The organism is Amycolatopsis sp. NPDC051071 (assembly GCF_040682875.1).
Classification (GTDB): domain Bacteria; phylum Actinomycetota; class Actinomycetes; order Mycobacteriales; family Pseudonocardiaceae; genus Amycolatopsis.
This window is the reverse complement of the sequence record NZ_JBFBBY010000197.1, coordinates 1-12,539: the sequence shown is the minus strand read 5'-3', so window position 1 is coordinate 12,539 and position 12,539 is coordinate 1. Positions and strand designations below refer to the sequence as shown.

The 12,539-nt window shown below is 68.8% G+C and carries 12 protein-coding genes and 1 pseudogene; 7 read left to right on the top strand and 6 right to left on the bottom strand.

What is annotated here, in order from left to right; genetic code table 11:
- Positions 1 to 133: 133 nt before the first annotated feature.
- The 3 genes and pseudogenes from AB0M65_RS36215 to AB0M65_RS36205 all read right to left on the bottom strand — a co-directional run bounded on the left by AB0M65_RS36215 (position 134) and on the right by AB0M65_RS36205 (position 2,995).
- Positions 134 to 1,156, bottom strand: a complete 1,023-nt coding sequence (locus tag AB0M65_RS36215) for a YhjD/YihY/BrkB family envelope integrity protein (protein ID WP_364038407.1) — start codon at positions 1,154 to 1,156, stop codon at positions 134 to 136.
- A gap of 47 nt (positions 1,157 to 1,203) precedes the next feature.
- Positions 1,204 to 1,743, bottom strand: a pseudogene (locus AB0M65_RS36210) (transglutaminase family protein); the annotation flags it as partial.
- Between the two features lie 25 nt (positions 1,744 to 1,768).
- Positions 1,769 to 2,995: a cytochrome P450 gene (locus AB0M65_RS36205; RefSeq protein WP_364038404.1), complete on the bottom strand. Its 1,227-nt coding sequence runs from the start codon at positions 2,993 to 2,995 to the stop codon at positions 1,769 to 1,771.
- Positions 2,996 to 3,239: 244 nt separating this feature from the next.
- Here AB0M65_RS36205 and AB0M65_RS36200 point away from each other — a divergent pair, with 244 nt between their 5' ends.
- Entirely contained in the window at positions 3,240 to 4,403 is a 1,164-nt protein-coding gene (locus AB0M65_RS36200; protein WP_364038401.1) for a steroid 3-ketoacyl-CoA thiolase, read from the top strand.
- Between the two features lie 180 nt (positions 4,404 to 4,583).
- On the opposite strand, the gene AB0M65_RS36195 is transcribed toward AB0M65_RS36200, so the two are convergent.
- A complete protein-coding gene (locus AB0M65_RS36195) occupies positions 4,584 to 5,429 on the bottom strand; it encodes a hypothetical protein (RefSeq protein ID WP_364038398.1) in 846 nt (281 codons plus the stop codon).
- Positions 5,430 to 5,495: 66 nt separating this feature from the next.
- Between AB0M65_RS36195 and AB0M65_RS36190 the strand changes: the two genes are divergently transcribed.
- Complete coding sequence (locus tag AB0M65_RS36190) at positions 5,496 to 6,362, top strand: GNAT family N-acetyltransferase (protein WP_364038395.1); 867 nt, start codon at positions 5,496 to 5,498, stop codon at positions 6,360 to 6,362.
- Between the two features lie 70 nt (positions 6,363 to 6,432).
- On the opposite strand, the gene AB0M65_RS36185 is transcribed toward AB0M65_RS36190, so the two are convergent.
- Entirely contained in the window at positions 6,433 to 7,338 is a 906-nt protein-coding gene (locus AB0M65_RS36185) for an SDR family oxidoreductase (RefSeq protein WP_364038392.1), read from the bottom strand.
- Positions 7,335 to 8,132 (bottom strand): SDR family oxidoreductase, encoded by a 798-nt coding sequence (locus AB0M65_RS36180; RefSeq protein ID WP_364038389.1) that lies wholly within the window; start codon positions 8,130 to 8,132, stop codon positions 7,335 to 7,337. Before AB0M65_RS36180 ends, AB0M65_RS36185 begins: the two co-directional genes overlap by 4 nt.
- 91 nt (positions 8,133 to 8,223) lie before the next feature.
- On the opposite strand from AB0M65_RS36180, the gene AB0M65_RS36175 reads away from it, so the two are divergent.
- Genes AB0M65_RS36175 through AB0M65_RS36155 form a run of 5 tightly spaced genes read left to right on the top strand, consistent with a single transcriptional unit; the run spans position 8,224 to position 12,420 of the window.
- Complete coding sequence (locus tag AB0M65_RS36175) at positions 8,224 to 8,973, top strand: enoyl-CoA hydratase family protein (RefSeq protein ID WP_364038386.1); 750 nt, start codon at positions 8,224 to 8,226, stop codon at positions 8,971 to 8,973.
- Complete coding sequence (locus AB0M65_RS36170; RefSeq protein ID WP_364038383.1) at positions 8,973 to 9,833, top strand: CoA-transferase; 861 nt, start codon at positions 8,973 to 8,975, stop codon at positions 9,831 to 9,833. The genes AB0M65_RS36175 and AB0M65_RS36170 overlap by 1 nt, the downstream gene beginning before the upstream one ends.
- On the top strand, positions 9,830 to 10,555 hold the full coding sequence (locus AB0M65_RS36165; protein ID WP_364038380.1) for a CoA-transferase: 726 nt from the start codon (positions 9,830 to 9,832) through the stop codon (positions 10,553 to 10,555). Before AB0M65_RS36170 ends, AB0M65_RS36165 begins: the two co-directional genes overlap by 4 nt.
- On the top strand, positions 10,552 to 11,598 hold the full coding sequence (locus AB0M65_RS36160) for a nitronate monooxygenase (RefSeq protein WP_364038377.1): 1,047 nt from the start codon (positions 10,552 to 10,554) through the stop codon (positions 11,596 to 11,598). Before AB0M65_RS36165 ends, AB0M65_RS36160 begins: the two co-directional genes overlap by 4 nt.
- A gap of 30 nt (positions 11,599 to 11,628) precedes the next feature.
- Positions 11,629 to 12,420 (top strand): alpha/beta hydrolase, encoded by a 792-nt coding sequence (locus AB0M65_RS36155; protein WP_364038374.1) that lies wholly within the window; start codon positions 11,629 to 11,631, stop codon positions 12,418 to 12,420.
- Positions 12,421 to 12,539: the final 119 nt, after the last annotated feature.

Sequence of the window (12,539 nt, the reverse complement as noted above, 5' to 3'; positions counted from 1 at the left end):
CGATCTGCCGTGAAGGCCTCTCCCCCTACCTTAGCCCCCCCGCGCGCGTCATGAGGGGTCCCCATAGGACGAAATTTGTCCGATGGGGACCCCTCATGACACTTGGGGCAGAGGTCAGAGGCAGGGGCAGGAGTCAGGAGCGGCGCCGGGGCCGGAGGCGTTGCGCGGCCAGCGTCGCGACCACCCCGGTCACCGCACCGACCAGCACCGGTTTCAGGCCGTGCCGATCGGCGGGTGCCACGACCGGCCGGACCACCACGGGCGGCGGCGGCCGGATCGGGTCCGCCGGCGCGTCGCGGGCGGTCGCCGTCCACGCGGTGACGAACACCAGCATCCTGGCCACCAGTGAGATGAAGAAGATCAGGCCGATGATCGAGCCGAACGCGACGCCGGTCGGCGAGTTGCCGATCAACCGCAGGTAGATCCCACCGGCCTGCTTCAGCAGTTCGAAGCCCAGTGCCAGCGCGACGGCGCCGCGCATCGCGCTGCGGACCCCGACCGGTTTCCGCGGCAATCGGGTGAGCACCCACAGGAACACGAGCCAGTTGGCCAGCAACGCCAGCGGGATCGAGATCGCCGAAAGCACGTTGTGGCCCCAGGCGGTGTCGTCCACCCCGGCCAGCCCCAGCAGGTACCGGCCGAGTGCGGACCCGGAAAGGGTGATGGCGAAGGAGACCAGCAGCGCGCTCGCGAGGCCGAGCAGCGCCAAGAGGTCGGCGGCGATCGTGCGCAGCAGCGGAAGATCCGACCGGTTCTGACCCCATAACGCGGTGAGCGCGTCCCGCAGCGCGTTCATCCAGTTCCAGCCGGAGTACAGGCCGATGATCAGACCGATGAGACCGACGCTGGTGCGCTGCTCCACGAAGCCGGTGAGCAGCTCCCCCGCTTTGTCACCGAGACCGCCGGGCAGCGTGCCGGTGATCGCGTTCAGCATCGACTCGATCAGCTGCGGCTGGCTGGCCAGCACGAAGCCCCCCACCGACACCGCGACCATGAGAATGGGCACCAGTGAGAACAGGCTGAAGTAAGTGATAGACGCGACGTAGTGGTAACCGCCGTATTCGACATAGCGGTTCACCGCCCGCGCCAAATGGTCGAGCCAGCGGTAGCGGGCCCGCAGCCGCGCCCATTTCGTCGGTGCCTTCTTCTCCCTCACAGGGCATGTCTACCTCAGCGAAGTCACGCTTCGCGCACAACACGCGATCAAGCGAGCGCGATCAGGTCTGAGCCGTCGTCTTCGGGTAGCGACGGGCCGACCGTCGCCAGCACGGTGTTGCCGAGAAAGTCCAGCTCACAGCCGAGGGTCGAGAGGAACGCGGTGTCGGTGGCGTCCCGTCCGGTCGCGACCTGAGCTCGGGCTCTGCCTCGGCGCCAGGCCGGTGGCGTCGAACACGTACCAGCGGCCGTCGATCGCGGCTTCGAACACGGCGTGGAAGTCCATTGGGGACAGTCCCGGCGCGTAGACGGCGGCGAACCGGGCCGGGATGTCGATCACGCGGGACAGCGAGATGCAGACGTGCGCGAAGGCGCGGCAGACCCCTTCCCCGGCGAGGTAGGTGTCGACGGCGTCGTCGGTCGGGGAACCGGAACCGACCACATAGGACAGGTGTTCCCTTAGGGGCAGTACCGGCTTGGCCGGGTGTACCGGATGAGGTCTTCCATGGCGACGACCTCGGCTTCGGCCGTCCCGACAGGGCGTTCGGCCCGGTACCGCACGACGTGCTCGCCGAGCGGCAGGTCCATGGTGCCCTAAGACGTTCGCGGTGAATCAGGCGTAGCGCACCTGGTAGTGCTTGATCCCGTTGAGCCAGCTCGACCGCAACCGGTCCGGCGCGGAGACCTCGCTGATATCCGGCATGACGTCGGCGATGGCGTTGAAGATCAGGTCGATCTCCAGCCGTGCGAGGTTGGCACCAATGCAGTAGTGCGAACCCGTGCCGCCGAAACCGACGTGCGGGTTGTCCTCGCGGAGGACGTCGAACTTCTCCGGCTCGTCGAAATGGTCCGGATCGAAGTTCGCGGAGCTGTAGAACATCCCGACCCGGTCGCCCTTGCGGATCAGCTGCCCGCCGAGTTCGGTGTCCCGGGTCGCGGTGCGCTGGAAGGCGACCACCGGGGTGGCCCAGCGGACGATCTCGTCCGGCGCGGTCTTCGGCCGTTCCTTCTTGTACAGCTCCCATTGGTCCGGGTGGTCGAGGAACGCCTTCATACCGTGGGTGATCGCGTTGCGCGTCGTCTCGTTGCCCGCGACGGCGAGCAGGATGACGAAGAAGCCGAACTCGTCCGACGCCAGCGATTCACCGTCGACGTCGGCCTGGACCAGCTTCGTGACGATGTCGTCCATCGGGCATTTGCGGCGCTCTTCGGCCATGTTCCAGGCGTAGCCGACGATCTCCGCCGACGCGGCGAGCGGCTCGACCTCGTACTCGGGATCGTCGTAGGACACCATCTGGTTGGACCAGTCGAAGAGTTTGAGGCGGTCTTCCTGCGGGATGCCGATCAATTCGGCGATGGCCTGCAACGGAAGTTCGCAGGCGACGTCGACGACGAAGTCACCGGAGCCCTTTTTCTTGGCCTCGCTGACGATCTTCTCCGCGCGGTCACGCAGGGTGTCTTCGAGTCTCGCGATCGACCTCGGGGTGAAGCCCTTCGAGACGATGCGGCGCAGCTTGGTGTGCTGTGGGGCGTCCATGTTGAGCAGGACCAGGCGATTGGCTTCGAGGCTGTCGTCAGTCATGTTCTCGTCGAACCGAATGATCGCGGTCTTCTCACGGGAGGAGAACAGCTCGCTGTCCCTCGACACCGCCTTGACGTCCTCGAGCCGGCTGACCACCCAGTAGCCGTCATCGCGGAAGCCCGCGGTGTTGTGCGGCTGCGGGTTCCACCAGACCGGTGCCGTGCGGCGAAGCTCGGCGAATTCCTCCAGAGGCAATCTGGCTGCATAGAGATCCGGATCGGTGAAATCGAAACCGGCGGGGATCAACGGAGCGGCCACGGGCTACCTCCTACGCGGTTCGCCAATGAAACACGTTCTAGCGCCGATTGAAGCATACGGCGTTTACCAAGTGAAGAGTTTTCAGTGAAACCCGTTAACTCGCCTTGTCGGGATCTTGGAGGCATGGCCAGAAGCGGTAACCGCGACCAGTGATCAAAAACAAGTCAACCCTGGGGCGACTTGCCCAAACTAAGAACGTGTTCTAGTTTTGCCGGTAGTGAACAGTGTTCCCCAGGAGGCGAACGTGGGTAGTCCGGTGATCGTCGAGGCGGTCCGCACCCCTGTCGGCAAGCGCGGGGGCCACCTGGCCGGCCTGCACGCCGCCGAAATCCTCGGCGCGGCACAGCGCGCCCTGCTCGAACGCGCGGGTCTGGACCCCGCGCTGGTCGAGCAGGCGATCGGCGGCGCCGTGACCCAGGCGGGCGAGCAGGCCGGCAACGTCACGCGGACGGCGTGGCTGCACGCCGGGCTCCCCGAGACGACCGGCGCGACCACCATCGACGCCCAATGCGGCTCGGCACAGCAGGCGACCCATCTGATCGCCGGGCTGATCGCGGCGGGCGCGATCGACGCCGGTGTCTCGTGCGGTGTCGAGGCGATGAGCCGGGTACCGCTGGGCGCGAACCGCGGTGAAGGCATCGGGACACCACGGCCGGAATCGTGGTCGATCGACATGCCGAACCAGTACGGCGCGGCCGAGCGGATCGCGCGGCGTCGCGGGATCACCCGCCAGGACGTCGACCGGTTCGGGACGGCCTCGCAGGCCAAGGCCGCCGCGGCGTGGGCGGCCGGGCACTTCGACCGCGAGGTGGTCGCGGTGAAGGCACCCGTCCTCGGCGAGGACGGCAAGCCGACCGGCGAGACACGGCTGGTGACCCGCGACCAGGGCCTGCGCGAGACAACCGTCGAAGGCCTCGCCAAGCTCAAGCCCGTCCTCGACGACGGCGTGCACACGGCGGGGACGTCGTCGCAGATCTCCGACGGCGCGGCCGCGCTGCTCCTGATGGACTCGGACCGGGCCAAGGCACTCGGTCTCAGGCCGCGGGCGCGGATCGTCTCTCAGGCACTGGTCGGCGCGGAGCCGTACTACCACCTCGACGGCCCCGTGCAGGCGACCGAACGGGTACTGGCCAAAGCGGGGATGGCGATCGGCGATCTCGACCTGTTCGAGGTCAACGAAGCCTTCGCTTCAGTGGTGTTGTCGTGGCAACGGGTGCATCAGCCCGACGAGGACAAGGTCAACGTGAACGGTGGCGCGATCGCGCTCGGGCATCCTGTCGGCAGCACCGGCGCACGGCTGCTGACCACGGCACTGCACGAACTGGAACGCCGCGACGGCGGTACCGCTCTCGTGACGATGTGCGCCGGTGGCGCGCTTTCCACCGGCACCATCATCGAGCGGATCTAGGCGCTGCGCCGGGGCTGGTCCCCGGGCTGGTCCCGGTCGTGACAGGGACTACCGTGCGGAACCGTGTGGATCTGAGCTCATCCAACGCGCCGAAATCCACACAGTCGCTGACCCGGGGCGACCTGTCCCGCCGGACCGTCGCCTGCACATGCGACTTCTCCGCGGTGAACCGGCGAGCGGTCAGGGCCGCGGCGCCCCCATCGGGTTCGGCAGCGGGATGGCCCCGGCGTCGAAGACGTGGCGGCTCAGCGGGACGGCGAGCCGCACGGCTTCGGCGGCGCCGTCCTCCCCGAGTGCTTCGAGCGGGCCGGCGGCGAGGCGGTCGGTCTCGGCCTCGATGTGTTGCCGCAGAACGATTCCCGGGCCGGTGAGCGTCAGCTCGCCGTCGAGAACGCCCCGCTCGCGAAGGCGGCCGACGCTCTCGTCCCAGTCATCGTCGGTCCAGCCCCGGTTGATCTGGATGACCTCGCGGGTGACAGCGCCGGTGCCGATGTGGGTCAGCGTGGTGTCGAGGCCGCGCAATCCGGCGGCGACCGCGGAGAGCACGTGACCGTCCCCGCGATGCTCCCGCAGCACCGTCGCCGCGAGCCAGACCCTCCCGGCCGCGCTCGCGGGGCGGGCGACCGAAGACCACGCGGCGGCGAGTGGCCTTGCCGCGTAATCGCAGCCGGTGACAGCTTGTTCGAGCAGGTCGGCGAGTTCGTCCAGCGGCGCGTCCGCGGGCAGGATCCGCTCCAACGCCGTCTCGACGGCGTCCATCCGGCTCCGCAACACAGCCGCCGGTTCGGCGTATTTCCAGGCGTCGGGCAGGGATCGCGCGACCATCCGCGGTGCGAAGCCGAAGAGCATCGCGGTCACCGGCGGTTCCGGCAGCGGTCCGAGCGGGGCGACCCGGCCGGCGAAATAGCCCATCCACCAGCTCGGCAGTCCGACCGCCTTGGCCGCGGCCGCCGTTTCCGGAGCGAAGTAGACGACGGCGTGCAGCGGCTCGACCGCTTCCCAGAGACGGCGCTGAAGTGACTTCACGCTTCCATCTTGGCCTCATCGAAAACCGGATGCGAGTGCCACGCATGGTGGTGTGTGATCACGGGTATGGCGATCATCGTGGAGAAGCCGGGAGTCGACGGGCTGGTCGAGGCCGTGGCCGCACTGCGGGAGTGGCAGCGCGAAGGCTCGCCGTGGCAGCTGCATCCCGGCGATCTGGGCTGGTTCTGGCAGTTCGGCGCGGAAGCGACGGCCGCGGCGATCCGGATCTGGCGCCGGGACGGCCGGATTCTTGCCGTCGGGCTGCTCGACGGAGCCGATCTGCTGCGCCTGACGACCGCTCCGGACGCTCGGCGGGACGAGGAACTGGCGCGGCGACTGGTCGAGGACGTGATCGAGCCGGAGCGCGGAGTGCTGCCGCCGGGGAAGGTGGCCATCGAGGCACCGAAGGACGCGCTGATCCAAGACTTGCTGCCCGCACGAGGCTGGCGCGTCGACGAGCCGTGGACACCGCTGCACCGCGACCTCACTGAGCCGGTGAAGGCCCCGGACCTGCGGATCGAGGTGATCGGACCGGACCAGGCGGCAGTGCGGGCCGCAGTCCAGCGAGCGGCGTTCGACAGGTCGAAGTTCTCGGAAGAGCGCTGGCAGGCGATGGCTTCGGGCGTGCCGTACGCCGACGCCCGGTGTCTCGTCGCCTACGACGGCCACGACAACGCCGTGGCGACGGTGACGGTGTGGTCGGCCGGTCCGGGGAAGCCAGGCGTACTCGAACCGATGGGCGTACACCGGGACCATCGCGGACACGGCTACGGCCGGGCGATCACCGCCGCCGCGGCGGCCGCGCTTCAGGAGCTCGGCTCGTCTAGCGCGGGCGTGGGCACGCCGAGTTCGAATGTCGCCGCCGTCGCCACTTATGAATCGGGTGGGTTCCGGCGACTTCCCGAGGTCCGGGACCTGGCCCGGGACGCCTGAGAGGCTGGAAGTACAGGAAGGCCCCCTTCCTGTACCTAGGCGCAAGGAAGGGGGCCTTCATGTACTTGACCTAAGCGCCGTAGACGGGTTCGGGAGCCGGGGCATCGGCCAGAAGGGCGGCCACGACGGGGCCGAGTTCGGCCGGTGCCCACCGGGATCCCTTGTCCCGCACCGTGCCGTGCCGCCAGCCCTGCGCGATCGAGACGCGGCCACCGTCGACCTCGAACACCCGCCCGGTCACCCCGGACGACTTCTCGCTGCCCAGCCACACCACGAGCGGCGACACGTTTTCCGGTGCCATGGCGTCGAAACCGTCCTCGGGCGCGGCCATGTCGTCGGCGAACGCAGTTTCCGTCATGCGGGTACGGGCGGCCGGGGCGATCGCGTTCACGGTGACGCCGTAGCGCGCGAACTCGGTGGCGGAAACCAGCGTGAGTCCCAGGATCCCGGACTTCGCGGCCGCGTAGTTCCCCTGCCCGACGCTGCCGAGCAACCCAGCGCCGGAACTGGTGTTGATCACCCGCGCTGCCCGCGTCCGGCCCGCTTTCGCCTCCGCACGCCAGTATTCAGCGGCGTGCCGCGTCGGCGCGAAATGTCCCTTCAGGTGGACGCGGATGACGGCGTCCCATTCGTCCTCGCCGAGGTTGACCAGCATCCGGTCGCGCAGGAAGCCCGCGTTGTTGACCAGGACGTCCAGCCCGCCGAAGGTTTCGACGGCGGTCCGCACCAGGGCCGCGGCCCCGTCCCAGGACGCGATGTCGTCGGTGTTCGCGACCGCTTTGCCGCCGAGCGCCTCGATCTCGTCGACGACGTCCTGTGCGGGCCCGGCGGAACCGCCGCTGCCGTCGGGTCCGGCGCCGAGGTCGTTCACCACCACCCGCGCGCCCTCGGCGGCGAACGCGAGCGCGTGCGCCCGCCCGATACCGCGACCGGCACCGGTCACCACCACGATCCGGCCGTCGGCGATCCCGCTCACACCGGCTCCTTTCGTTCTTTTACCGAGGAATTGGAAGCGGCAAGGAAGGCGGGAACTTCTCCCCCGCCGTGGACCGTCAGACAGGCACCGCTGACGTACGAGGCCAGTGGTGAAGCCAGGAAGACCGCGCACGAGCCGATCTCGTCCGGCTCGGCCAACCGTCCTAACGGGACGGTCGCACCGACGGCCGTGACCCCGGCCTCGTCGCCGTAGTGCAGATGCGTGTGCTCGGTCCGGACCATGCCGACGTCGAGTGCGTTGACCCGTACTTTCGGCGCCCACTCCACGGCCAGCGTCGCGGTCAGGTTGTCCAAACCCGCTTTCGCCGCACCATAGGACGCCGTCCCCGGCGACGGTCTCGTCCCGCTGACGCTGCTGATGTTCACGATGGCCCCGCCGTGGGGCTGGCGTTGCATGATCGCGTTCGCCGCGCGGGCAACGGTCAGCGGCGCCAGCAGGTTCAGCGCGATCACCTTTTCGTGGAACCGCGGCGACGCCGTGGCCGCGTCGGCGAACGGCGCGCCACCCGCGTTGTTGACCACGACGTCGAGCCTCCCGTGCCGCCGGAGGATCTCCTCGAAGAGCGCGTCGACCTCCTTGGGGTCGCGGACGTCGCAGGAAATGAAGGTCGACGCCTTCTCGCCGTCGCGGACCGGTCGCTCAGGTTCAGTGCGGGCGCAGGTGATCACCTCGGCGCCCGCACGCAGGAAAGTCCTGGTGACACCGGCGCCGACGCCGCGTACCCCGCCGGTCACCAGCGCCACGGCGCCGTCGAGCCGGAGTTCGAGTGCCATGCCGGGCCTCCTTCACGTCGCTGTACCCGGACCGGACGTCCTGCTAACGTACCAAGCAAGTGCTAGGTTTGGTAGCAGGGAAGGGTGCACGATGAGCGTTTCCACCCACTCACCGGAGCCCGGCATCGCCGTGGTCACGGTCGACGCGCCCCCGGTGAACGCGCTGAGTGTGAAGGAGTGGTTCGCCCTCGCGTCCGCCGTCACCGACGCCGGACGCGATCCCGCGACGCATGTCGTGGTGCTGCGTGCGGAAGGTCGCGGGTTCAACGCCGGTGTCGACATCAAGGAGATCCAGCGCGACCCGGGGTACGGCGCGCTGATCGGCGCGAACGAGGGCTGCGCGGCGGCGTTCTCCGCCGTCTACGACTGCGCGGTCCCGGTGATCGCGGCGGTCCAGGGTTTCTGCCTCGGCGGCGGGGTCGGCCTGGTCGGCAACGCGGACATCGTCGTCGCGAGCGAAGACGCCACGTTCGGGCTCCCCGAGGTCGATCGGGGCGCACTCGGCGCGGCGACCCATCTCGCGCGGCTGGTGCCCCAGCACCTCATGCGGGCGTTGTATTACACGGCTTCGACGATCACGGCGGACCAGTTGCACCACCACGGTTCGGTCTACGCCGTGGTCACGCGGGACGAACTCGACGAGACCGCGCTCGGTGTGGCGCGGCAGATCGCGGCGAAGGACACCCGAGTGATCCGTGCGGCGAAGCAGGCCATCAACGGCATCGACGTCCAGCCCGTGCACCGCAGCTACCGCTACGAGCAGGGATTCACTTTCGAACTCAACCTCGCGGGCGTTGCCGACGTCGCGCGCCAGGAGTTCTTGGACAGCAAGGGGAAGTGATGACCGACAAGCGGATGACGCCGGATGAGATCGCCGCCGGGCTCACCGACGGGATGACGATCGGGATCGGCGGCTGGGGTTCGCGGCGCAAGCCCATGGCGCTGGTGCGTGCGATTTTGCGCTCTCCGGTCAAGGACCTCACCGTGGTCTCCTACGGCGGCCCGGACGTCGGGTTGCTGGCTTCGGCAGGCAAGATCAAACATCTGGTGTTCGGCTTCGTCACGCTGGACTCGATTCCCTACGACCCGTGGTTCTCGCGGGCAAGGGAGTCCGGTTCGATCACCGTCACCGAGTACGACGAGGGCGTGTTCGGCACCGGGCTTTCCGCTGCCACGCAACGACTTCCGTTCCTTCCGACACGCGCGGGCCTCGGCTCCGGCGTCGTGGATCTGAACCCGTCGCTGCGCACTGTCCGGTCTCCGTATGACGACGCCGAAGAACTGCTGGCCGTACCCGCGCTCAAGCTCGACGCGGCGTTCGTCCACCTCAATCGCGCCGACGCCCGGGGCAACGCGCAGTATCTCGGACCGGATCCGTATTTCGACGAGCTGTTCGCCCTCGCCGCCGACCAGTGTTACGTGTCCACGGAGAAGATCGTGGAGACGGCTGAACTTTCGGCAGGCGGCCCGGTGCAGAGCCTGCTGCTGAGCCGGATGCTCGTCACCGGGGTCGCGGAGACGCCGAACGGCGCGCATTTCACCACGGCCGTCCCGGATTACGGGCGAGACGAACGTTTCCAGCGCCACTACGCCGAGGCGGCCAAGGATCTGGACGCGTGGCCTCGCTTTGTGGACCGGTTCCTGTCCGGGGACGAAGCGCACTACCAGAAGGCCGTCGCCGAATTCGGGGAGTCCGCATGAGTGACGCGACGCGCGCCGAGGTCGCCGTCGTGGCCTGCGCCGAACTGTTCCGCGGTGACGGCGAGATCGTGGTGAGCCCCATGGGTTTCATCCCCTCGCTGGGCGCCAGGCTCGCGCGGCTGACCTTCGAACCGGACATCGTGCTGTCCGACGGCGAGGCCTACCTGATGACCCCCGAAGCCGTCGTCGAAGGCTGGCAGCCGTTCCGCAAAGTCCTCGACACCGTGGTACCACGCGGAAAACGGCACGTCGTGATGGGCGCCAACCAGATCGACCGAGAGGGCAACCAGAACATCTCGGCGATCGGCGAACACTCCCAGCCGAAGAAGCAACTCCTCGGCGTGCGTGGTGGGCCGGGCAATACGGCGAACCACCGCACCAGCTACTGGGTTCCCCGGCACAGCAAGCGAATCTTCGTCGACCACGTCGACGTCGTGTCCGGTGTCGGTTACGCCAGGGCACGCCTAGCCGGGCTGCGATACCACGATGTCCACCGCGTCGTCACCAACCTCGGCGTCCTGGACTTCGGCGGCGAGGACCACTCACCACGGCTGGTTTCGGTGCATCCCGGCGTGTCCGTGGACGAGGTGCTCGAAGCGACGTCGTTCCCCCTGATCGCCGACGACGTCGCGGAGTCACGGCTCCCGACCGAGTCGGAGCTGCTGCTGATCCGGACCGGTCTCGATCCGAAATCGGTGCGCGACAAGGAAGTTCCGTCGTGAAGACCGCGCTGACCGAGCTCGCCGGGATCCGGCATCCGATCGTGCAGACCGGGATGGGCTGGGTCGCCGGGCCGAGGCTGGTGTCCGCGACGGCCGAAGCGGGCGGGCTCGGCATCCTCGCGTCCGCCACGATGACCTACGACGAACTGGCGGCGGCGATCAAGGAGGTCAAGAGCCGCACTTCGCGGCCGTTCGGCGTCAACCTCCGCGCGGACGCCGAGGACGCCGCTCGCCGGGTCGAACTGCTTATCGCCGAGGAAGTCCGGGTCGCCTCCTTCGCGCTGGCGCCGAAGAAGGACATGATCGCGCGGCTGAAGGACAACGGAGTGCTCGTCGTCCCCTCGGTCGGCGCGGCCCGGCACGCGGAGAGGGTCGCGGGCTGGGGCGCGGACGCCGTCATCGTGCAGGGCGGCGAGGGCGGCGGGCATACCGGAGGGGTCGCGACGACCCTGTTGCTGCCCTCGGTACTGGACGCCGTCGACATCCCGGTGGTCGCCGCCGGCGGGTTCTTCGACGGCCGGGGGCTGGCCGCCGCGCTCGCGTACGGCGCGGCAGGCGTCGCAATGGGCACCCGGTTCCTCCTGACGAGGGAAAGCACCGTTCCGGACGAGATCAAGCAGGCGTACCTCGCCCGTGACCTCAACGGCACCGTCGTCACCCGCAAGGTGGACGGGATGCCGCATCGCGTCCTCCGGACGGACCTGGTGGACGCGCTGGAGTCCGCCGGTCCGGTGAGCGGGCTGGCCAGGGCCGTCCGCAACGCCGCGAAGTTCCGCAAGCTCACCGGGCTCTCGTGGCGCTCGCTGGCCACTGAAGGAGTACGGATGAAACGCGGTGGTGACCGAACGTGGTCACAGGTGCTGATGGCCGCGAACACGCCGATGCTGCTGCGCGCCGGACTGGTCGATGGCGACCCCGGCGCCGGAGTGCTGGCGTCCGGGCAGGTCGTCGGCCTGCTCGGTGACCTCCCCCCGGTCGGCGAACTGATCGAGACAATCGTGGCCGACGCCACCGGCATCCTGCGGCGGCTGGGTCGCGCATGAAGGACGAGCCCGCTGTGCTTGACTTCGGGCATGATCTCGGAGAGTCGTTGTCCGGTCGAGGATGGTGAGCTGTACGTCCGCAGCACCGGCGAAGGGCCGCTTCTGCTCCTGATCGCCGGCGGGCTCGGCTCGGCGGACACCTTCCGGGCGATGACGAAGCTGCTCGCCGAGGACCACACGGTCGTCACCTACGACCGGCGTGGTCACTTCCGCAGCACCGATACCAGCACCGGACCGGTCAGCGTGCCGAAGCAGGCCGACGACGCGTACGCCGTCCTCCAGCACGTCGGCGGCGAGCCCGCGAGAGTGTTCGGGACCAGCGCGGGCGCCCTCATCGGGCTCGACCTCGTCGCCCGCTACCCGGACGCCGCGACCGTGCTGGTCGCCCACGAACCCCCCGCCATCCAGCTGCTCCCGGACGCGCTCGGCTGGCTCGACGAGGCCAACGCGCAGGTCCGGCTCGCGCAGGCGGGCGATCTGATGGGCGCTTTCCGGCGATTCACCGACGGCATCGCCGGGGCCGCGCTGCCCGAACTGCGCGCGATCCGGCTGCCGAACGAGGAGGACTGGAAGCGGCTGTTCGGCCGCGAACTGTCCGAGATCCTCGACTACCTTCCCGATCTGCGGGCGCTGCGGAGGGCCCGGACCGAGATCTTCCCGATCGCGGGCGTCGGCAGCCGGGGGCACTACCACTACCAGCCCGCGAAGGTACTCGCGCTGGAACTGGGATTGCCGTTCACCGAGGTGCCCGGGGCCCACTTGGCGCCGCAGCGGAATCCGGCGCAGTTCACCGAAGCGTTGCGGGACCTCCTCGAGTCGTGAGTGCTTTGGGTCGTTAGAACGAACCCGCTCTTAAGCACTTACACGTCACCTGCGACGTTGCTCGCGTGGCGCACTGAGAAGTTCGCCGCGCATCATTCTCGCCAAGAGATGTCTTACAC